The organism is Shewanella acanthi (assembly GCF_019457475.1).
Lineage (GTDB): Bacteria > Pseudomonadota > Gammaproteobacteria > Enterobacterales > Shewanellaceae > Shewanella > Shewanella acanthi.
On sequence record NZ_CP080413.1, the window covers coordinates 162,428 to 183,087 of the forward strand.

Consider the following 20,660-nt stretch of genomic DNA (forward strand, 5'->3'; position numbering starts at 1 on the left):
TGAGAGCGGAGCACCCGGTTTAACTCCTTCAGGAGAGAAACGTGAAAGACTTATTAAAGTTTCTGAAACAGCAAAGCAAGACTGAAGAATTTAACGGCATCAAAATTGGTCTGGCATCGCCTGATCTGATCCGTTCTTGGTCTTTTGGTGAAGTTAAGAAGCCAGAAACCATTAACTACCGTACCTTCAAGCCTGAGCGTGAAGGTCTGTTCTGTGCGCGTATCTTTGGCCCAGTCAAAGATTACGAATGTTTGTGCGGTAAGTACAAGCGTTTGAAGCACCGTGGTGTGATCTGTGAAAAGTGTGGTGTAGAAGTTACCCAGACTAAAGTACGTCGTGAGCGTATGGGTCACATCGAACTGGCAAGTCCAGTTGCCCACATTTGGTTCTTGAAATCACTGCCGTCCCGTATCGGTTTAATGCTGGATATGACGCTGCGTGATATCGAGCGCGTACTGTATTTTGAATCTTTCGTCGTGATCGAGCCTGGCATGACCAGCCTTGAGCGTGGCCAAATGCTGACAGAAGAAAACTATCTAGACGCATTAGAAGAATACGGTGACGAATTCGAAGCCAAGATGGGTGCTGAAGCGGTATTAGAACTGCTGCGCGCAATCGATCTCGAAAAAGAAATCGAACAAATGCGTGAAGAGCTGCCATCAATCAACTCTGAGACCCGTCGCAAGAAAGTGACCAAGCGTCTGAAGTTGATGGAAGCGTTCTACACCTCTGGCAACAAGCCAGAGTGGATGATCTTAAAAGTACTGCCAGTGTTGCCACCTGACTTACGTCCGCTGGTACCGCTCGATGGCGGCCGCTTTGCGACTTCAGATCTGAACGATCTGTATCGCCGCGTGATCAACCGTAACAACCGTTTGAAGCGTCTGTTAGATTTAGCTGCGCCGGACATCATCGTACGCAACGAAAAGCGTATGTTACAAGAGTCTGTTGATGCGCTATTAGATAACGGTCGTCGTGGCCGTGCTATCACAGGTTCTAACAAACGTCCTCTGAAATCTTTGGCCGATATGATCAAAGGTAAACAAGGTCGTTTCCGTCAGAACTTGTTAGGTAAGCGTGTTGACTACTCAGGTCGTTCGGTAATTACCGTAGGTCCTACTTTACGTCTGCACCAATGTGGTCTTCCTAAGAAGATGGCACTGGAACTGTTCAAGCCATTCATCTATGGCAAGCTGGAAGGTCGTGGCTTAGCGACAACCATCAAAGCTGCTAAGAAGATGGTAGAGCGTGAAGTGGCGGAAGTTTGGGACGTACTGGATGAAGTGATCCGCGAACATCCAGTGATGCTTAACCGTGCACCAACACTTCACAGACTGGGTATCCAAGCCTTCGAACCCGTACTGATTGAAGGTAAAGCAATCCAGTTACACCCACTCGTTTGTGCGGCATACAACGCCGACTTCGACGGTGACCAAATGGCGGTACACGTACCGTTAACACTGGAAGCGCAGCTTGAAGCCCGTGCCCTGATGATGTCTACCAACAACATCCTGTCACCAGCGAACGGCGAGCCAGTAATCACTCCGTCTCAAGACGTGGTATTAGGTCTGTACTACACCAGCCGTGAGCGTATCAACGGCCGTGGTGAAGGTATGTACTTTATGTCTGTTGCTGAAGTTGAAAAAGCTTACGCAACTGGCGCAGCTGAACTGCATGCCCGTGTGAAAGTACGCATCACTGAAACCATTATTGGTGACGATGGTGAACGTACTGAACAACGTCGTATCGTAGATACAACTGTGGGTCGTGCTCTGCTGTCACTTATTCTGCCAGCAGGTTTGTCATTTGATCTGGTTAACCAGAACATGGGCAAAAAGCAGATTTCTAAACTGTTGAACACTTGTTACCGTCAATTAGGTCTGAAAGATACTGTTATCTTCGCTGACCAACTGATGTACACCGGTTTCCGTTTCGCGACTATCTCTGGTGCCTCTGTCGGTATTGACGACATGGTTATTCCAGATGAGAAGTACACCTTAGTTGCTGACGCTGAAGCAGAAGTGCTCGAGATTCAAGAGCAGTTCCAATCAGGTCTGGTAACCGCGGGTGAGCGTTACAACAAAGTTATCGACATCTGGGCAAGTGCGAACGAAAAAGTTTCTAAAGCGATGATGGAAAACCTGTCAACAGAGACAGTGATTAACCGTGATGGCGTTGAAGAGAAACAAGCTTCGTTCAACAGCATTTACATGATGGCCGACTCGGGCGCTCGTGGTAGTGCCGCACAGATCCGTCAGTTAGCGGGTATGCGTGGTCTGATGGCGAAGCCAGACGGTTCGATCATCGAAACCCCAATCGTGGCGAACTTCCGTGAAGGTCTGAACGTACTTCAGTACTTCATCTCAACCCACGGTGCGCGTAAAGGTCTAGCCGATACCGCATTGAAGACAGCGAACTCGGGTTACCTGACTCGTCGTCTGGTTGACGTTGCTCAAGATTTAGTCGTGATTGAAGACGATTGTGGTACCCACGAAGGTCTAACAATGAAGCCGCTAATTGAAGGTGGTGACGTTGTTGAGCCATTACGTGAACGCGTACTGGGTCGTGTGGTTGCAGTTGACGTTCTGTACCCAGGTACAGAAGACGTACTGGCTCCACGTAACACGCTGCTCGATGAAGCATGGTGTGACAAGTTAGAAGAAAACTCGATCGACGAAGTGATTGTTCGTTCAGTAATTACCTGTGATACCGACTTCGGTGTGTGTGCGGCATGTTATGGCCGTGACTTAGCCCGTGGTCACCTGATTAACCACGGCGAAGCCATCGGTGTTGTCGCGGCTCAATCAATCGGTGAACCAGGTACACAGTTAACGATGCGTACATTCCACATTGGTGGTGCGGCATCTCGTGCATCTGCAGAAAACAGTGTTCAAGTGAAGAACACCGGTTCGCTGAAATTGCACAACGCGAAACACGTTACTAACAGTGACGGTAAGCTAGTTATCGTTTCTCGTTCATCAGAACTGGCAATCATCGACGAATTAGGTCGTGAGAAAGAGCGTTATAAAGTGCCTTACGGTACTGTGCTCGAGAAGCTGGAAGATGCAACAGTAGAATCTGGCGAAATTATCGCAAACTGGGATCCACATACTCACCCAATCATTTCTGAAGTGGCGGGTAGTATCAAGTTCGTAGACATGATTGACGGTGTGACTATGACACGTCAAACAGACGAACTGACGGGTCTGTCATCAATTGTGATCCTTGACGTAGGTCAACGTGGTTCAGCGGGTAAAGAAATGCGCCCGATGATCCGTCTTGTTGGCGCTGATGGTAGCGACTTGATGATCCCAGGTACAGAAGTGCCAGCACAGTACTTCTTACCAGGCAGTGCGATCGTTAACCTCGACGACAATGCACAAATCAACGTGGGTGACGCGTTAGCACGTATTCCGCAAGAATCGTCTAAAACACGCGACATCACCGGTGGTCTTCCACGTGTTGCTGACTTGTTCGAAGCCCGTAAGCCAAAAGAGCCAGCCATTCTGGCGGAAATCTCGGGTACCATCTCGTTTGGTAAAGAGACTAAAGGCAAGCGTCGTCTGGTAATTACTCCAGCGGATGGTGGCGATCAATACGAAGAGATGATCCCGAAATGGCGTAACTTAAACGTGTTCGAAGGTGAAAAAGTCGAACGTGGTGAAGTTATCGCTGACGGTCCAGAAGCGGCTCACGACATTCTGCGTCTACGTGGTATCCACAACGTAGCCAACTACATCGTGAACGAAGTTCAGGACGTTTACCGCTTACAGGGCGTGAAGATCAACGATAAGCATATCGAAGTGATCATCCGTCAAATGCTGCGTAAGTGCGTGATCACCTCTGCAGGTGACACTGAGTTCTTAGAAGGCGAGCAAGTAGAAGTGTCTCGCGTTAAGATCGCAAACCGCGAACTTATCGAGCAAGGCAAAGTACCTGCGACCTTCGAACGTGAACTGTTGGGTATTACTAAAGCGTCTCTGGCAACAGAATCGTTTATCTCTGCAGCCTCGTTCCAAGAAACGACTCGCGTACTGACTGAAGCTGCTGTAGGTGGTAAGTCTGATAACTTACGTGGTCTGAAAGAGAACGTAATCGTTGGCCGTCTGATCCCAGCCGGTACTGGTTATGCGTATCACAAGACCCGTAACGATGCCCGTGCTAAGAAAGACGAGCCAGTTGTAGTGAATAAGATCACTGCAAGTGAAGCAGAACAGAACCTTGCAGACCTCTTAAACTTGGCCGGTGGCGAAGAATAAGTAATCAGTTTGTAACAAAAAGGCGCCATGGGCGCCTTTTTTATTGGAATGTGAGGCAAAAGTTGGCTATTTCTTGACAGTCGGGCTTTACCTTTCTAAAATTCCGCGTCCCACCATTGTGGGATATAGATTTTTCACACCTTATCGTTGAGTTTGATTCAACTGTTTCGGAGCTATACATGGCAACTGTAAACCAGTTGGTACGTAAGCCGCGCGCACCTAAAGTCGACAAGACTAACGTGCCTGCGTTAAACGCGTGCCCACAAAAACGTGGTGTTTGTACACGTGTGTACACTACCACCCCTAAAAAACCTAACTCTGCACTACGTAAAGTAGCTCGTGTGCGCTTAACTAACGGTTTCGAAGTAACTTCGTACATCGGCGGTGAAGGCCACAACCTGCAGGAACACAGCGTGATCTTAATCCGTGGTGGTCGTGTTAAAGACTTACCTGGTGTTCGCTATCACACTGTTCGTGGCGCCCTTGACTGTGCTGGCGTGAACACACGTCGCCAAGGTCGTTCTAAGTACGGTGCTAAGCGTCCTAAGTCTTAACGCAATCCGTTAAGTAAGGCCAAGCTAGTTTTATTTTGAGAATTCCAGTTTTGGAAATCCCTGAAGCATACGGAGAATTGTTATGCCAAGACGTCGCGTTGTAGGACAACGTAAAATCCTACCAGATCCAAAGTTTCACAGTGAGTTGCTGGCTAAGTTCATCAACGTCATTATGCAGGACGGCAAAAAGTCGACTGCTGAAAAAATCATTTACAAGGCGCTAGATGTTATCGCTGAAAAGAAAGGCGCTAACCATTTAGACGTTCTTGAAGCAGCCCTGGACAACGTTCGCCCATCAGTCGAGGTTAAATCTCGTCGTGTTGGTGGTTCTACTTACCAGGTACCATGTGAAGTTCGTCCTGTGCGTCGTAACGCACTGGCGATGCGCTGGTTAGTTGAAGCTGCTCGTAAGCGTGGTGAAAAATCTATGGCTTTACGTCTAGCAGGTGAAATGCTAGATGCGTCTGAAAACAAAGGTACTGCTGTTAAGAAGCGTGAAGACGTGCACCGCATGGCTGAAGCTAACAAGGCCTTTGCTCATTACCGTTGGTAATCTGATGGTGTGGGCTTAGGCCCACACCATTGTTGTTGATATTGCCAAGAGTTTTGTCTTGGTGGAGAGGGTATACATAGTGGCTCGTACAACCCCAATTGAGCGTTATCGTAATATCGGTATTTGTGCTCATGTGGACGCAGGTAAAACTACCACGACAGAACGTGTTCTGTTTTATACCGGTTTGTCTCATAAAATCGGTGAGGTGCATGACGGCGCCGCGACCACAGACTGGATGGTACAAGAGCAAGAGCGTGGTATTACTATCACCTCGGCCGCTGTAACCACTTTCTGGCGTGGTATGGATGCTCAATTCACTGAACACCGCATCAATATCATCGATACTCCTGGTCACGTTGACTTCACTATTGAAGTTGAACGTTCTTTACGTGTTCTGGATGGCGCAGTCGTGGTTTTCTGTGGTTCTTCAGGTGTTGAACCTCAATCAGAAACCGTGTGGCGTCAAGCTGACAAATACCGCGTTCCACGTTTAGTATTTGTCAACAAAATGGACCGTGCAGGCGCTGACTTCGAACGTGTAGTGAAGCAAATCAGAACTCGTCTTGGAGCAACTTGTGTGCCTATTCAATTGAATATTGGCGCAGAAGAAAACTTCACCGGCGTGATCGATTTAATCAAGATGAAGGCAATTAACTGGAACGAAAATGACCAGGGTATGACCTTCACTTATGAAGAGATCCCTGCAGAATTAGCCGACAAAGCGGCCGAAATGCATGAGTATCTGGTTGAAACTGCTGCCGAAGCCTCAGATGAACTGATGGACAAGTACCTTGAAGAAGGCACCCTGTCAGAAGAAGAGATAAAAAAGGCACTGCGTCAACGTACTATCAATAATGAAATCGTTTTAGCAACCTGTGGTTCTGCGTTTAAGAACAAAGGCGTGCAGGCGGTTTTAGATGCGGTTGTTGAATACTTACCTGCACCCGTTGATGTCCCCCCAATTAAGGGTATCGACGATGATGAGCAAGAAGTAGAACGCCCATCAGATGACAATGCGCCATTTGCTGCATTGGCATTTAAGATTGCTACAGACCCGTTTGTGGGCACTCTGACCTTTATTCGCGTTTACTCCGGTGTACTCGAATCAGGTTCTGGCGTTTATAACTCTGTCAAACAGAAACGTGAACGCATCGGTCGTATCGTGCAGATGCACGCTAATGATCGTACAGAACTGAAAGAAGTTCGCGCTGGTGATATAGCCGCGGCTATTGGTCTTAAAGAGGTCACTACGGGTGACACACTCTGCGATTCAGATCACAAGGTGATCTTGGAACGTATGGAGTTCCCTGAGCCAGTAATTACCATTGCCGTTGAGCCTAAGTCGAAAGCCGACCAGGATAAAATGGGTATTGCGTTGCAAAAACTTGCCGCTGAAGACCCATCTTTCCGAGTTGAAACCGACGAAGAATCATCACAAACACTGATTTCTGGAATGGGTGAGTTACACTTAGATATCATCGTCGATCGTATGCGTCGCGAATTTGGTGTTGAGTGTAACGTAGGTAAGCCACAAGTGGCCTACCGTGAAACCATTCGCGGGTCAGTCGAGGCTGAAGGTAAGTTCGTACGTCAATCGGGTGGCCGTGGACAATTCGGTCATGTTTGGTTAAAACTAGAGCCTAATGAAGAGGGCGCTGGTTACGAATTTATCAATGAGATCGTAGGTGGTGTTGTTCCTCGTGAATTCATTCCTGCGGTTGATAAAGGTATCCAAGAACAGATGAAGAATGGCGTACTCGCTGGCTTCCCTGTGTTGGACGTGAAGGTCACTCTATTCGACGGTTCATATCATGATGTGGACTCGAATGAAATGGCGTTCAAAATTGCGGGTTCTATGGGCTTCAAAAAGGGTGCGCTTGAAGCGAATCCTGTGTTGCTCGAGCCTTGCATGAAAGTAGAAGTAACTACACCTGAGAACTACATGGGCGATGTTGTTGGTGATTTAAACCGTCGCCGTGGTTTGATTGAAGGTATGGATGATGGCTTTGGTGGCATCAAGATAGTCCATGCTGTAGTACCTCTTTCTGAAATGTTTGGTTATGCAACTGATTTGCGCTCTGCAACTCAGGGACGTGCTTCTTACTCTATGGAGTTCTTGAAGTACACCGATGCACCGCAAAACATTGCGAAAGCGATTATTGAATCTCGTAGCTAATCAGTTACGACAAAAATGTAATGAGGTCCTGTACATACAGGACTATTCTGAAAAGAAAGGAATATATCGTGGCAAAAGCTAAATTTGAACGTAGTAAGCCTCACGTAAACGTGGGCACCATCGGTCACGTTGACCATGGTAAAACCACTCTGACTGCAGCTATCTCTCACGTACTGGCTAAGACCTACGGTGGTGAAGCTAAAGACTTCTCTCAAATCGACAACGCTCCAGAAGAGCGTGAGCGTGGTATTACAATCAATACCTCTCACATCGAATACGATACACCAACTCGCCACTACGCACACGTAGACTGCCCAGGCCACGCTGACTATGTTAAAAACATGATCACTGGTGCTGCACAGATGGACGGCGCGATCCTAGTAGTTGCTTCTACTGACGGTCCAATGCCACAAACTCGTGAGCACATCCTGCTGTCTCGCCAAGTAGGCGTACCATTCATCATCGTATTCATGAACAAATGTGACATGGTTGACGATGCTGAACTGTTAGAATTAGTAGAAATGGAAGTTCGTGAACTGTTATCAGAATACGACTTCCCAGGTGATGACTTACCAGTTATCCAAGGTTCTGCACTGAAAGCTCTTGAAGGCGAGCCAGAGTGGGAAGCTAAGATCATTGAATTAGCAGAAGCACTGGACACTTACATTCCAGAACCAGAGCGTGATATCGATAAGCCATTCCTGATGCCAATCGAAGACGTATTCTCAATCTCTGGCCGTGGTACAGTAGTAACTGGCCGTGTTGAGCGTGGTATTGTACGTGTTGGTGACGAAGTAGAAATCGTTGGTATCCGCGACACAACCAAGACTACCTGTACTGGTGTTGAAATGTTCCGTAAGCTGCTTGACGAAGGTCGTGCAGGTGAGAACTGTGGTATCCTTTTACGTGGTACTAAACGTGATGACGTAGAACGTGGTCAAGTACTGTCTAAGCCAGGTTCAATCAACCCACACACTACTTTTGAATCAGAAGTTTACGTTCTGTCAAAAGAAGAAGGTGGTCGTCACACGCCATTCTTCAAAGGCTACCGTCCACAGTTCTACTTCCGTACAACTGACGTGACAGGTACTATCGAACTGCCAGAAGGCGTTGAGATGGTAATGCCAGGCGACAACATCAAGATGAAAGTCACTCTGATCTGCCCAATCGCGATGGACGAAGGTTTACGCTTCGCAATCCGTGAAGGTGGCCGTACAGTAGGTGCTGGTGTTGTAGCTAAGATCTTCGCTTAATCGCGAATTTAAAGTTACCCTGAAAAAGGAAGCTTCGGCTTCCTTTTTTATTTGGGGCTGGTTTTTTGCAGAAATTTGTGTAGAATGCGCGCCATCAAATGTGATTTTGTCTTTTTGATGACAATTTACGCAGTGGGCTTGATCTCTCGATATAGATGAGTATAATTAGCCCCTCGTTAGCCAAGGCTAGCGAATTAAATGACGAGTCATTGAACTTGTCATTATCATAGCGGCTCCGATTGGGAGTCGAACGGTTAAATCATCTCGCTCTGCTTTTCCAGTAAGGAAGAAGCTAGAGGGTGATTTTTTATGTGTCCATTTTAGGAGCTCTGGTCAATGCAGAACCAAAGAATCCGTATCCGCTTAAAAGGATTTGATCATCGCTTAATTGATCAGTCTACAGCGGAAATCGTTGAAACTGCTAAGCGTACAGGCGCCCAGGTACGTGGTCCAATTCCACTGCCAACGCGCAAAGAGCGTTATACCGTTTTGATCTCTCCGCACGTTAATAAAGATGCTCGTGACCAGTACGAAATCCGTACTCACAAGCGCCTGGTTGACATCGTAGAGCCAACTGAGAAGACTGTAGACGCTCTAATGCGTTTAGATCTTGCGGCTGGTGTCGACGTACAGATTAGCTTGGGTTAATTGAGATCCTTAGAAGAGGTTTGAGAGATGGCTATCGGTCTTATTGGTCGTAAAGTTGGTATGACTCGCATCTTCACTGAAGATGGTGTTTCTATACCTGTTACAGTAATTGAAGTTGCTGGCAACCGTGTTACTCAAGTGAAAACTTTAGAAACTGACGGCTACCGTGCACTTCAAGTTACTACTGGTACCAAAAAAGCCAATCGCATCACTAAACCAGAAGCAGGTCACTTTGCTAAGAGCGGCGTAGAAGCCGGTCGTGGACTGTGGGAATTGCGTCTGGCTGACGGTGAAGGCGAAGGCATTGAAGTTGGTGCTGAGCTAAATGTTGGTATCTTCGCTGATGTAGCGAAAGTTGATGTTACTGGTCAATCTAAAGGTAAAGGCTTCCAAGGCGGCGTTAAGCGTTGGAACTTCCGTACTCAAGACATGACTCACGGTAACTCTTTGTCGCACCGTTCGAACGGTTCTATCGGTCAGAACCAAACGCCTGGTCGCGTATTTAAAGGCAAGAAAATGTCAGGCCACATGGGTGCCGAGCGTGTTACTACTCAAAATCTAGACGTTGTACGTGTGGATGTTGAACGTAACCTGCTACTGGTTAAAGGTGCTGTTCCGGGCGCAACTAATGGCGACCTGATCATCAAGCCTGCAGTTAAAGCTTAAGGTCTGAGGAGATAGTAATGGAATTGGTATTGAAAGACGCGCAAAGCGCTCTTGAAGTTTCCGAAACTACCTTCGGCCGTGACTTTAACGAGGCACTGGTTCATCAGGTAGTTGTAGCATACGCTGCAAACGCGCGTCAGGGCACTCGTGCTCAAAAGACTCGTGCGGAAGTAAATGGCTCTGGCAAAAAGCCATGGCGCCAAAAAGGCACTGGCCGCGCTCGTGCGGGTGGTGTGAAGGGCCCAATCTGGCGTGGTGGTGGCGTAACATTCGCTGCTAAAACCCAAGATCACAGCCAAAAAGTTAACAAAAAGATGTACCGCGGCGCGCTGAAAAGCATTCTGTCTGAGCTGGTACGTCAAGACCGTCTGGTTGTTGTTGAATCATTCAGCGTTGAAGCTCCTAAAACTAAAGAGCTGAAAGCTAAATTGAAAGCAATGAACTTAGAAGACGTGTTAATTGTGACTTCTGAAGTTGACGAGAATTTATTCTTAGCAGCTCGCAACCTGTACAAGGTTGACGTTCGTGACGTTGCAGGTCTAGACCCAGTAAGTCTGATCGCGTTCAACACAGTGCTTGTGACTGCTGATGCAGTTAAGCAAATCGAGGAGATGCTAGCATGATGATCCGCGAAGAACGTTTGCTAAAAGTTATTCTTGCACCTCACATCTCTGAAAAGAGCACTGTGAATGCTGAGAAGCACAACACTGTTGTTTTCCGCGTAGCAATCGATGCAACTAAAGCTGAAATTAAAGCTGCTGTTGCAAAGCTATTTGAAGTTGAAGTCGAATCAGTTCGCACTTTAGTGAGCAAGGGCAAAACTAAACGTACTGGTGGCCGTGCTGGTCGTCGTAGCGATTGGAAAAAAGCCTACGTGACTTTAGCTGCTGGTGCTGACATCGATTTCGTCGGCGGCGCTGAGTAAGCAAAGGAGAATTATCATGGCAGTTATTAAGTGTAAGCCAACCTCTCCAGGTCGTCGCCACGTTGTTAAAGTGGTGAACTCTGACCTGCACAAGGGTAAACCTTTTGCTGGCCTGTTGGCGAAAAAATCTAAGAGTGGTGGCCGTAACAACACTGGCCGTATCACTGTTCGTCACGTTGGTGGCGGTCACAAGCAGCATTACCGTTTAATCGACTTCAAACGCGATAAAGACGGTATCCCTGCAAAAATTGAGCGTCTGGAATACGATCCAAACCGTACTGCGCACATTGCCCTAGTACTGTATGCGGATGGTGAGCGTCGTTACATTCTTGCTGCTAAAGGCATGCAAGCTGGCGATAAGATCCAGTCTGGTGTTGAAGCCGAAATCAAAACCGGTAACGCAATGCCACTGCGCAACATTCCTGTAGGTTCTGTTGTGCACGCTGTAGAAATGAAGCCTGGTAAAGGTGCTCAGATCGCGCGTTCAGCTGGTGCTTATGTACAAGTTGTTGCTCGTGATGGCGCATATGCGACTTTACGTCTTCGCTCTGGCGAAATGCGCAAAGTTCCAGTTGATTGCCGCGCAACATTTGGTGAAGTTGGTAATGCCGAACACATGCTACGCCAGTTAGGTAAAGCAGGTGCTAAGCGCTGGAGAGGCGTTCGCCCAACAGTTCGCGGTGTTGCAATGAACCCGGTAGACCATCCACACGGTGGTGGTGAAGGCCGTACTTCTGGTGGTCGTCACCCAGTGACTCCATGGGGTGTGCCAACTAAGGGTTATAAGACTCGTAGTAACAAGCGCACTGACAAGTACATCGTACGTCGTCGTAATAAATAGTAAGAGGATTCGCCATGCCACGTTCTCTCAAGAAAGGTCCCTTCATTGACCTGCACTTGCTGAAGAAGGTAGAGAAAGCGATGGAAGCAGGTGACAAGAAGCCTATTAAGACTTGGTCACGTCGCTCTATGATCATTCCAAATATGATTGGTTTGACCATCGCTGTCCATAATGGTCGTCAGCACGTTCCTGTGTTCGTAACTGACGAAATGATCGGCCACAAACTTGGTGAATTCTCACCAACTCGCACTTATCGCGGCCATGCTGCTGATAAGAAAGCGAAGAAGCGTTAATACGGGAGGAATAAGATGGAAGTTTTAGCTAAACATCGTTTTGCCCGTACGTCTGCGCAGAAGGCTCGTCTTGTTGCTGATCAGATTCGTGGTTTGCCTGTTGCTAAGGCCCTCGAAATTTTGACTTTCAGCCCAAAGAAAGCCGCCGTACTGGTTAAAAAAGTACTTGACTCAGCTATCGCAAACGCCGAACACAACGAAGGCGCTGACATTGATGAGCTAAAAGTAGGCGCCGTCTTCGTTGACGAGGGTCCAACTATGAAGCGTATCATGCCACGTGCTAAAGGCCGCGCTGATCGTATCATGAAGCGTACCAGCCACATTACTGTGGTTGTATCAGATCGCTAGGAGAGAGCAATGGGACAGAAAGTACATCCTAATGGTATCCGTCTGGGTATCACCAAGCCTTGGATCTCTACCTGGTACGCAGATAAGTCAGATTATGCAAATAACCTGAACAGCGACTGGGAAGTGCGTAAGTATCTTGCAGACAAACTGCAAGCTGCGTCAGTATCTAAGATCGTTATCGAACGCCCAGCGAAAAGCATCCGCGTTACTATTCACACTGCCCGTCCAGGTGTTGTGATCGGTAAGAAAGGTGAAGACGTTGAAGTATTGCGTGCTGCAGTTTCAAAACTTGCTGGCACTCCTGCTCAAATTAACATCGCTGAGATCCGTAAACCTGAGCTAGATGCCAAGTTAGTTGCTGACTCTATTGCACAGCAATTAGAGCGTCGTGTTATGTTCCGTCGCGCTATGAAGCGTGCAGTACAAAACGCAATGCGTATTGGTGCTCAAGGTATCAAAGTTGAAGTTAGTGGCCGTTTAGGCGGTGCTGAGATTGCGCGCTCTGAGTGGTACCGTGAAGGTCGTGTACCTTTGCACACACTGCGTGCTGATATCGACTATTCAACCTCTGAAAGTCACACTCAATACGGTGTGATTGGTGTTAAAGTTTGGATCTTCAAAGGTGAAGTTCTGGACGGAATGCTGCCACAGATTGAAGAGCCGAAACAGCAGCAACCTAAGCGCAAGCCTCGTGGTAAATAGGAGAGCCGGCAATGCTGCAACCTAAACGTATGAAGTTTCGCAAGATGTTCAAAGGCCGCAACCGTGGTCTAGCGAACGGTACCGAAGTTAGCTTTGGTACTTTTGGTCTGAAAGCAGTCGGCCGTGGTCGTTTAACTGCTCGTCAGATCGAATCTGCACGTCGTGCCATGACACGTCACATTAAGCGTCAGGGACAAATTTGGATTCGAGTTTTCCCGGACAAACCAATTACCTCTAAGCCTCTTGAAGTGCGTATGGGTAAAGGTAAAGGTAACGTTGAATACTGGGTATGTCAGATTCAACCTGGTAAGGTTCTTTATGAGATGAATGGTGTTTCTGAAGCAATCGCTCGCGAAGCGTTTACTTTAGCTGCTGCCAAGCTTCCAATTAAGACTACCTTCGTAACTAAGACGGTGATGTAATGAAAGCGAGCGAACTAAGAGAAAAGAGCGTTGAAGAACTGAACGCTGAACTACTTGGTCTGCTGCGTGAGCAGTTCAACCTGCGTATGCAACACGCCACTGGTCAGTTGACTCAGACTCATCAACTGAAATTAGTGCGCCGTAACATTGCGCGCGTTAAGACCATTATTACTTCTAAGGCGGGTGCATAATGTCTGATAAAATCCGTACTTTGCAAGGTCGTGTAACTAGCAACAAAATGGATAAAACCATCACTGTAGCTATCGAACGCCAAGTGAAACACCCAATCTATGGGAAGTACATTAAGCGTACGACTAAGATCCATGCACACGATGAAGCTAATCAGTGCAACGAAGGCGATGTAGTAGCGATTCGCGAATGTCGTCCTCTGTCTAAGACAAAATCTTGGACTCTGGTTGAAGTAGTATCAAAGGCCTAATTTTATTAGGTATTTAGGTAAACGGCTCCAGGAACTGGGGCCGTTTGTTTTTTAATACTATACATTCCACTTTTATGGTGTTATATTTGCGCGCCATTTTTGACTAAATTGAAAGCAAAAATGGACGTATATAGTCCCAATAGTGGGAATTGTGTAGTAACGATAGCGGAGCACTTAAAATGATCCAAATGCAATCGACTCTAGACGTCGCATGTAACAGCGGCGCACGCAGAGTTCAGTGTATTAAGGTCTTGGGTGGCTCTCATCGTCGTTATGCCGGTATCGGCGACATCATCAAGGTTTCTGTTAAAGAAGCGATTCCTCGCGCTAAAGCGAAGAAAGGTGATGTGTATAACGCGGTGGTAGTCCGTACTAAGAAAGGCGTACGTCGTCCAGACGGTTCTGTCATTCGCTTCGATCGGAATGCAGCTGTTCTTCTGAACAACAACCTGCAGCCGATTGGCACTCGTATCTTTGGACCAGTGACACGTGAATTGCGCTCTGAGCAGTTCATGAAGATTGTCTCGCTGGCACCAGAAGTACTGTAAGGAGCTTCAAAATGGCAGCTAAAATCCGTCGTCTAGACGAAGTAATCGTATTAGCAGGTAAAGACAAGGGTAAACGTGCAAAAGTTTCTCAAGTCCTACCTACTGGTAAATTAATTGTTGAAGGCATCAATCTTGTCAAGAAACACCAAAAGCCAAACCCACAACTGGGCGTAGCAGGTGGTATTGTTGAGAAAGAAGCACCGATTCAAGCATCAAATGTTGCGATCTTTAACCCTGTCACTGGCAAGGCGGATCGTGTTGGTTTCCGATTTGAAGACGGCAAAAAAGTTCGTTTCTTTAAATCGAACAGTGAACTCGTTAAGTAACTGGAGTAAACGATGGCGAAACTGCATGATAAATATCAAGAGACTGTTGTCGCTGAACTGACTAAAAAGTTCGGTTATACCAGTGTCATGCAAGTCCCTCGGATTGAGAAAATCACCCTGAACATGGGTGTTGGCGAAGCCGTTGCAGACAAGAAAGTTATGGAACATGCTGTTCGTGACATGACTGCAATCGCTGGTCAAAAACCAGTAGTGACTGTTGCTCGTAAATCAGTTGCTGGTTTTAAAATCCGTGAAGGCTACCCTATTGGCTGTAAAGTGACCCTGCGCGGTGAGCGTATGTGGGAATTCTTAGAGCGTTTAGTCGATATCGCAATCCCACGTATTCGTGACTTCCGTGGTCTGAGCGCTAAAGCGTTTGACGGCCGTGGTAACTACGCAATGGGCGTGCGTGAGCAGATCATCTTCCCAGAAATCGATTACGATAAAATCGATAAGATTCGCGGTATGGATATTGTTATCACTACCTCTGCGAAAAATGACGAAGAAGGTCGTGCTTTGTTAGACGCTTTTAACTTCCCATTCAAGAAATAAGGGTAGCGTAATGGCAAAAACATCAATGAAAGCACGTGAAGCAAAGCGTGCACAGCTCGTAGCTAAGTTCGCTGAAAAGCGCGCTGCTCTGAAAGCGATTATTGCAAGTCCAGCAACTTCTGATGAAGACCGTTGGGATGCAGTATTAAAGCTGCAAGCTCTACCACGTGATTCCAGCGCATCGCGTCAACGCAATCGTTGTAATCAAACTGGTCGCCCACATGGTTTCCTGCGTAAGTTCGGTTTAAGCCGTATCAAGTTACGTGAAGCAACCATGCGTGGTGAAGTTCCTGGCCTGCGTAAGGCTAGCTGGTAAGCACTTGTCACGGAGTAAGCTAATATGAGCATGCAAGATCCTATTGCGGATATGTTAACCCGTATTCGTAACGGCCAAGCTGCTAACAAAGTATCTGTGAAGATGCCTTCTGCTAAGCTGAAAGTCGCTATCGCGAAACTGCTTAAAGAAGAAGGTTACATCGCTGATTACGCCGTAGCAGATGAAGCCAAGCCTGAACTGGAAATCACTTTAAAGTATTTCCAAGGCCAACCAGTCGTTGAGACTATCCAGCGCGTAAGCCGTCCTGGTCTTCGTATTTACAAAGGTAAAAACGAGCTACCAAAAGTGATGGGCGGTCTGGGTGTCGCAATTGTGTCCACTTCTAAAGGCTTGATGACTGATCGTGCCGCCCGCCTTGCAGGCATGGGTGGCGAGGTTATCTGCTACGTAGCATAAGGAGCTAGGAATGTCTCGTGTAGCAAAAGCACCAGTATCTATTCCAGCTGGCGTAGAGGTGACCTTAAACGAACAGACTCTTACCGTCAAAGGCGGTAAAGGTAGTCTGACTCGAGTGATCAACAATGCGGTCAATGTTGTTATCGAAGATGGCGTGATTAAATTCCTACCTGTTGAAGGCGTTCTTAACGCTTGGGCACAGGCTGGTACCGCACGTGCATTAGTAAACAACATGGTTGTTGGTGTATCTCAAGGTTTTGAGCGTAAGTTAAAGTTAGTCGGCGTTGGTTACCGTGCGAAAGTATCTGGTAGCGATATTGACCTGACTTTAGGTTTCTCTCATCCGTTAGTACACAAACTGCCCGCAGGCGTTACTGCAGAGTGTCCTAGCCAAACTGACATCGTCCTACGTGGCGTTGATAAACAGTTAATTGGCCAAGTCGCTGCTGAGATTCGCGGCTACCGTCCACCAGAGCCATATAAAGGTAAGGGTGTTCGCTATGACGACGAAGAAGTACGCCGTAAAGAGGCTAAGAAGAAGTAGGTAACGCGATATGGATAAGAAAACATCTCGCTTACGTCGCGCTATTCGCGCTCGTAAGAAGATCCAAGAGCTGGGCGTGAACCGTCTGGTTGTACATCGTACACCGCGTCACATTTATGCTCAGGTGATCAATCCTGAAGCTCAGGTGGTGGCAGCTGCTTCAACCGTGGAAAAAGCGGTTAAAGAGCAACTGAAGAGTACCGGTAACGTAGACGCGGCTAAAGCAGTAGGTAAACTAGTTGCTGAGCGTGCGATCGAGAAGGGCGTAGCTGCGGTTGCGTTCGATCGTTCTGGTTTCAAGTATCACGGTCGTGTAGCTGCTCTAGCAGATGCTGCTCGTGAAGCTGGCCTCCAGTTCTAAGGGGTTATAAAAATGGCTAAATTAGAAGCTCAGCAAAAAGACGATCTGCAAGAGAAATTAATTGCAGTTAATCGTGTTTCTAAAGTAGTTAAGGGCGGTCGTATCTTTAGCTTCACTGCACTGACAGTAGTGGGTGATGGTAACGGTAAGGTCGGCTATGGCTATGGTAAAGCGCGCGAAGTTCCAGCAGCAATTCAAAAAGCTATGGAAAAAGCCCGTCGTAACATGGTGACCGTTGAGTTGAATGCAGGCACTCTGCATCACCCAGTTAAAGGTCGTCATACTGGTTCACGTGTTTACATGCAACCAGCATCACAGGGTACCGGTATTATCGCCGGTGGCGCAATGCGTGCCGTATTGGAAGTAGCAGGCGTACATAACGTTCTGTCAAAAGCATACGGTTCTACTAACCCGATCAACATCGTTCGCGCGACTGTAGATGCTCTGGTGCACATGAAGTCACCTTCGCAAATCGCAGCTAAGCGTGGCCTGAATGTTGACGAAATTCGGGGGTAATGCACCATGGCAACTAAAACTGTAAAAGTTACTCAGACTAAATCTGCAATCGGTCGTTTACCAAAACACCGTGCAACCTTAACTGGTCTTGGTCTGCGTCGCATTGGTCACACTGTTGAATTAGAAGATACTCCTTCTGTTCGCGGTATGATCAACAAGGTCTACTACATGGTTAAGGTGGAGGATTAATAGATGCGTTTAAATACTCTATCTCCAGCTGCAGGCTCTAAGCATGCACCAAAGCGCGTAGGCCGTGGTATGGGTTCAGGCTTAGGTAAAACTGCTGGTCGTGGTCACAAAGGCCAAAAATCTCGTAGCGGTGGCGGTGTACGCCCTGGCTTCGAGGGTGGTCAAATGCCACTTAAGATCCGTTTACCTAAATTTGGTTTTACCTCGCGTCGCGCTATGGTAACAGCTGAAGTTCGTGTACTCGAACTGGCTAAAGTTAACGGTGATGTTATCGACTTAAACGCTCTGAAAGATGCGAACGTGATTACTCGCAATATCCAGTTTGCGAAAATCGTTCTTTCAGGTACCATTGAGCGCCCAGTGACCGTAAAAGGTCTGAAGGTAACCAAAGGTGCACGTGCAGCGATTGAAGCTGCCGGCGGTAAGATCGAGGAATAATACGTCGATGGCAAAACCAGGACTTGATTTAAAAAGCGCGAAAGGTGGTCTTTCGGAGTTGAAAGCACGCCTACTGTTCGTGATTGGTGCGATTATCGTCTTTAGGGCCGGTTCGTTTGTGCCAATTCCTGGTATTGACGCAGCTGTATTAGCAGAGCTGTTTGCTCAGCAAAGTGGTACCATCCTAGGCATGTTTAACATGTTCTCGGGTGGTGCACTTGAGCGTGCTTCTATTTTCGCATTAGGTATCATGCCGTACATTTCGGCATCGATTATCATGCAGTTATTGACTGTTGTGCATCCTGCACTCGCTGAATTGAAGAAAGAAGGCGAGTCTGGACGTAAAAAAATCAGTCAGTATACACGATGGGGTACGTTAGTGCTGGGTACATTCCAGTCGATCGGTATTGCAACGGGTTTACCAAACTTAGTTCCAGGCCTTGTGGTCAATCTAGGTTTTGGTTTTTACTTTGTTGCAGTTGTGAGCTTAGTAACAGGGACGATGTTCTTGATGTGGCTGGGTGAGCAAATTACCGAACGAGGTATAGGTAATGGTATCTCGATCTTAATTTTCGCAGGTATCGTTGCTGGATTACCTTCCGCTATCGGCCAAACGGCTGAGCAGGCGCGTCAAGGTGACCTGAATGTGTTAGTGTTGTTGTTGATCGCGGCGATTGTATTCGTAGTGACTTATCTTGTAGTATTTGTGGAGCGTGGCCAACGTCGTATCGTTGTGAACTACGCGAAGCGTCAGCAAGGCCGTAAGGTTTTTGCTGCGCAGAGCACACATTTACCGTTGAAGATAAACATGGCGGGTGTCATTCCCCCAATTTTTGCGTCAAGCATCATTTTGTTCCCTGGAACCCTAGCTCAGTGGTTTGGTCAAAATGAGTCCATGTCATGGTTAAGTGATTTTTCACTGGCCGTGTCACCTGGACAACCGCTTTACTCATTATTGTATGCAACAGCAATTATCTTCTTCTGTTTCTTCTACACAGCGTTGGTGTTTAACCCACGTGAAACAGCCGATAACCTGAAGAAGAGTGGTGCATTCATCCCTGGGATCCGTCCTGGAGAACAGACTTCGCGTTACATTGATAAAGTAATGACCCGTTTGACATTAGCAGGCGCGTTATACATTACCTTTATCTGTTTAATTCCGGAGTTCATGTTAATCACAATGAAAGTGCAGTTCTATTTTGGCGGTACTTCACTACTTATTATGGTAGTTGTGATCATGGACTTCATGGCTCAGGTTCAGACCCATATGATGTCTCATCAGTATGAGTCTGTGATGAAGAAAGCTAACCTAGTAAACAAAGCGAATTTAGATCGTTTTGGTCGCTAATTAGCTTACGGAGTGATGAAATGAAAGTTCGAGCTTCCGTGAAGAAGATCTGCCGTAATTGCAAGATCGTCAAGCGTAGTGGCGTTGTACGCGTTATCTGTGTTGAACCAAAACACAAACAGCGTCAAGGCTAATAAAAGAAATTTGTTCAGCCCAATTATGGGCTGAACAAAATATTGTTTGCAAATCTGTCGACTGTCGAGTATCCTTTCGGGCTTTTCGCAGTTGGCCTTTAACTTAAGGAGTGCATAGTGGCCCGTATCGCTGGCATTAACATTCCTGATCAAAAGCACACAGTCATCGCATTGACTGCTATTTTCGGCATCGGCCGTACTCGCGCTAGAGCAATCTGCGCGGCTACAGCAATCGCTGAAACTGCTAAGATCAAGGAATTGAGCGAAGCTCAAATTGACACACTACGCGAAGAAGTCGCCAAATACCTTGTAGAAGGTGACTTACGTCGTGAGATTTCAATGAACATCAAGCGTCTTATGGATCTTGGTTGTTATCGTGGTCTCCGCCATCGTCGTAGCCTGCCTCTCCGTGGGCAACGTACTAAGACCAATGCGCGTACGCGTAAAGGTCCACGTAAACCAATCAAGAAGTAACGGGAAGGTAGACAATGGCTAAAGTTCCGTCACGTTCTCCGCGTAAGCGCGTACGTAAACAGGTTGCAGATGGCATGGCTCATATCCATGCTTCTTTCAACAACACAATTGTCACCATTACAGATCGTCAAGGTAATGCGTTGTCATGGGCTACTTCAGGTGGTTCAGGTTTCCGTGGTTCACGTAAATCTACTCCATTTGCTGCACAGGTAGCTGCTGAGCGTGCAGGTGTTGCTGCTCAAGACTACGGTTTAAAAAACCTTGAAGTGTTTGTGAAGGGTCCAGGTCCAGGTCGTGAATCAGCCATTCGTGCGCTGAACGCTGTTGGTTACAAAATTACCAACATTACCGATGTGACGCCGATCCCTCATAATGGTTGTCGTCCTCCTAAAAAACGTCGTGTATAACGCGTTTAATT

The 20,660-nt window shown here is 47.2% G+C and carries 30 protein-coding genes; all 30 read left to right on the plus strand.

The window, feature by feature from the left end; translation table 11 throughout:
- Nucleotides 1-41 precede the first annotated feature (41 nt).
- The 30 genes from rpoC to rpsK all read left to right on the plus strand — a co-directional run bounded on the left by rpoC (nt 42) and on the right by rpsK (nt 20,649).
- Entirely contained in the window at nt 42-4,259 is a 4,218-nt protein-coding gene (gene rpoC, locus K0H61_RS00735; protein ID WP_220050897.1) for a DNA-directed RNA polymerase subunit beta', read from the plus strand.
- 179 nt (nt 4,260-4,438) lie between these two features.
- The gene (gene rpsL / locus K0H61_RS00740) at nt 4,439-4,813 is read left to right on the plus strand and encodes a 30S ribosomal protein S12 (protein ID WP_011715459.1); all 375 of its coding nucleotides are present in this window, start codon (nt 4,439-4,441) and stop codon (nt 4,811-4,813) included.
- Between the two features lie 82 nt (nt 4,814-4,895).
- Complete coding sequence (gene rpsG / locus K0H61_RS00745; protein ID WP_011715460.1) at nt 4,896-5,366, plus strand: 30S ribosomal protein S7; 471 nt, start codon at nt 4,896-4,898, stop codon at nt 5,364-5,366.
- Between the two features lie 79 nt (nt 5,367-5,445).
- Nucleotides 5,446-7,542 carry an elongation factor G gene (fusA, locus tag K0H61_RS00750; RefSeq protein WP_220050898.1) on the plus strand — a complete coding sequence of 699 codons (2,097 nt, stop codon included), beginning with the start codon at nt 5,446-5,448 and terminating at the stop codon, nt 7,540-7,542.
- 68 nt (nt 7,543-7,610) lie between these two features.
- Nucleotides 7,611-8,795 carry an elongation factor Tu gene (tuf, locus tag K0H61_RS00755; protein WP_220050889.1) on the plus strand — a complete coding sequence of 395 codons (1,185 nt, stop codon included), beginning with the start codon at nt 7,611-7,613 and terminating at the stop codon, nt 8,793-8,795.
- A 336-nt stretch (nt 8,796-9,131) separates the two neighbouring features.
- On the plus strand, nt 9,132-9,443 hold the full coding sequence (gene rpsJ / locus K0H61_RS00760) for a 30S ribosomal protein S10 (RefSeq protein ID WP_011635639.1): 312 nt from the start codon (nt 9,132-9,134) through the stop codon (nt 9,441-9,443).
- A 27-nt stretch (nt 9,444-9,470) separates the two neighbouring features.
- Entirely contained in the window at nt 9,471-10,109 is a 639-nt protein-coding gene (rplC, locus tag K0H61_RS00765; protein WP_011070617.1) for a 50S ribosomal protein L3, read from the plus strand.
- 17 nt (nt 10,110-10,126) lie between these two features.
- Nucleotides 10,127-10,732 (plus strand): 50S ribosomal protein L4, encoded by a 606-nt coding sequence (gene rplD, locus K0H61_RS00770; protein WP_220050899.1) that lies wholly within the window; start codon nt 10,127-10,129, stop codon nt 10,730-10,732.
- The gene (gene rplW / locus K0H61_RS00775) at nt 10,732-11,034 is read left to right on the plus strand and encodes a 50S ribosomal protein L23 (RefSeq protein ID WP_039977607.1); all 303 of its coding nucleotides are present in this window, start codon (nt 10,732-10,734) and stop codon (nt 11,032-11,034) included. The genes rplD and rplW overlap by 1 nt, the downstream gene beginning before the upstream one ends.
- Before the next feature lie 16 nt (nt 11,035-11,050).
- Nucleotides 11,051-11,875: a 50S ribosomal protein L2 gene (gene rplB, locus K0H61_RS00780; RefSeq protein ID WP_011621028.1), complete on the plus strand. Its 825-nt coding sequence runs from the start codon at nt 11,051-11,053 to the stop codon at nt 11,873-11,875.
- Between the two features lie 14 nt (nt 11,876-11,889).
- On the plus strand, nt 11,890-12,168 hold the full coding sequence (gene rpsS / locus K0H61_RS00785) for a 30S ribosomal protein S19 (protein WP_006083596.1): 279 nt from the start codon (nt 11,890-11,892) through the stop codon (nt 12,166-12,168).
- A gap of 15 nt (nt 12,169-12,183) precedes the next feature.
- Complete coding sequence (gene rplV / locus K0H61_RS00790; RefSeq protein WP_006083595.1) at nt 12,184-12,516, plus strand: 50S ribosomal protein L22; 333 nt, start codon at nt 12,184-12,186, stop codon at nt 12,514-12,516.
- Between the two features lie 9 nt (nt 12,517-12,525).
- Complete coding sequence (rpsC, locus tag K0H61_RS00795) at nt 12,526-13,218, plus strand: 30S ribosomal protein S3 (RefSeq protein ID WP_220050900.1); 693 nt, start codon at nt 12,526-12,528, stop codon at nt 13,216-13,218.
- Nucleotides 13,219-13,229: 11 nt separating this feature from the next.
- A complete protein-coding gene (gene rplP, locus K0H61_RS00800) occupies nt 13,230-13,640 on the plus strand; it encodes a 50S ribosomal protein L16 (protein WP_220050901.1) in 411 nt (136 codons plus the stop codon).
- Nucleotides 13,640-13,831: a 50S ribosomal protein L29 gene (rpmC, locus tag K0H61_RS00805; protein ID WP_007644429.1), complete on the plus strand. Its 192-nt coding sequence runs from the start codon at nt 13,640-13,642 to the stop codon at nt 13,829-13,831. Before rplP ends, rpmC begins: the two co-directional genes overlap by 1 nt.
- Nucleotides 13,831-14,079, plus strand: coding sequence for a 30S ribosomal protein S17 (gene rpsQ, locus K0H61_RS00810; protein WP_011070622.1), 249 nt, complete (start codon nt 13,831-13,833; stop codon nt 14,077-14,079). Before rpmC ends, rpsQ begins: the two co-directional genes overlap by 1 nt.
- Before the next feature lie 179 nt (nt 14,080-14,258).
- Nucleotides 14,259-14,627 carry a 50S ribosomal protein L14 gene (gene rplN, locus K0H61_RS00815; RefSeq protein ID WP_011715463.1) on the plus strand — a complete coding sequence of 123 codons (369 nt, stop codon included), beginning with the start codon at nt 14,259-14,261 and terminating at the stop codon, nt 14,625-14,627.
- 11 nt (nt 14,628-14,638) lie between these two features.
- A complete protein-coding gene (gene rplX / locus K0H61_RS00820; protein WP_220050902.1) occupies nt 14,639-14,953 on the plus strand; it encodes a 50S ribosomal protein L24 in 315 nt (104 codons plus the stop codon).
- A 12-nt stretch (nt 14,954-14,965) separates the two neighbouring features.
- Nucleotides 14,966-15,505, plus strand: a complete 540-nt coding sequence (gene rplE / locus K0H61_RS00825; RefSeq protein WP_220050903.1) for a 50S ribosomal protein L5 — start codon at nt 14,966-14,968, stop codon at nt 15,503-15,505.
- A gap of 10 nt (nt 15,506-15,515) precedes the next feature.
- Entirely contained in the window at nt 15,516-15,821 is a 306-nt protein-coding gene (gene rpsN / locus K0H61_RS00830; protein ID WP_220050904.1) for a 30S ribosomal protein S14, read from the plus strand.
- 24 nt (nt 15,822-15,845) lie between these two features.
- A complete protein-coding gene (gene rpsH, locus K0H61_RS00835) occupies nt 15,846-16,238 on the plus strand; it encodes a 30S ribosomal protein S8 (RefSeq protein WP_007644434.1) in 393 nt (130 codons plus the stop codon).
- Nucleotides 16,239-16,248: 10 nt separating this feature from the next.
- Nucleotides 16,249-16,782 (plus strand): 50S ribosomal protein L6, encoded by a 534-nt coding sequence (gene rplF, locus K0H61_RS00840; protein WP_220050905.1) that lies wholly within the window; start codon nt 16,249-16,251, stop codon nt 16,780-16,782.
- 10 nt (nt 16,783-16,792) lie between these two features.
- The gene (gene rplR / locus K0H61_RS00845) at nt 16,793-17,143 is read left to right on the plus strand and encodes a 50S ribosomal protein L18 (protein ID WP_220050906.1); all 351 of its coding nucleotides are present in this window, start codon (nt 16,793-16,795) and stop codon (nt 17,141-17,143) included.
- Nucleotides 17,144-17,155: 12 nt separating this feature from the next.
- Nucleotides 17,156-17,659, plus strand: coding sequence for a 30S ribosomal protein S5 (rpsE, locus tag K0H61_RS00850; protein ID WP_007644438.1), 504 nt, complete (start codon nt 17,156-17,158; stop codon nt 17,657-17,659).
- Between the two features lie 6 nt (nt 17,660-17,665).
- On the plus strand, nt 17,666-17,848 hold the full coding sequence (rpmD, locus tag K0H61_RS00855) for a 50S ribosomal protein L30 (RefSeq protein ID WP_007644440.1): 183 nt from the start codon (nt 17,666-17,668) through the stop codon (nt 17,846-17,848).
- Between the two features lie 3 nt (nt 17,849-17,851).
- Nucleotides 17,852-18,286, plus strand: a complete 435-nt coding sequence (gene rplO, locus K0H61_RS00860; protein ID WP_006083581.1) for a 50S ribosomal protein L15 — start codon at nt 17,852-17,854, stop codon at nt 18,284-18,286.
- A 7-nt stretch (nt 18,287-18,293) separates the two neighbouring features.
- On the plus strand, nt 18,294-19,634 hold the full coding sequence (secY, locus tag K0H61_RS00865) for a preprotein translocase subunit SecY (RefSeq protein ID WP_220050907.1): 1,341 nt from the start codon (nt 18,294-18,296) through the stop codon (nt 19,632-19,634).
- A gap of 20 nt (nt 19,635-19,654) precedes the next feature.
- Entirely contained in the window at nt 19,655-19,768 is a 114-nt protein-coding gene (gene rpmJ, locus K0H61_RS00870; protein ID WP_006083579.1) for a 50S ribosomal protein L36, read from the plus strand.
- Between the two features lie 117 nt (nt 19,769-19,885).
- Nucleotides 19,886-20,242, plus strand: a complete 357-nt coding sequence (rpsM, locus tag K0H61_RS00875; RefSeq protein ID WP_089066698.1) for a 30S ribosomal protein S13 — start codon at nt 19,886-19,888, stop codon at nt 20,240-20,242.
- A 14-nt stretch (nt 20,243-20,256) separates the two neighbouring features.
- Nucleotides 20,257-20,649 carry a 30S ribosomal protein S11 gene (gene rpsK / locus K0H61_RS00880; RefSeq protein ID WP_220050908.1) on the plus strand — a complete coding sequence of 131 codons (393 nt, stop codon included), beginning with the start codon at nt 20,257-20,259 and terminating at the stop codon, nt 20,647-20,649.
- Nucleotides 20,650-20,660: the final 11 nt, after the last annotated feature.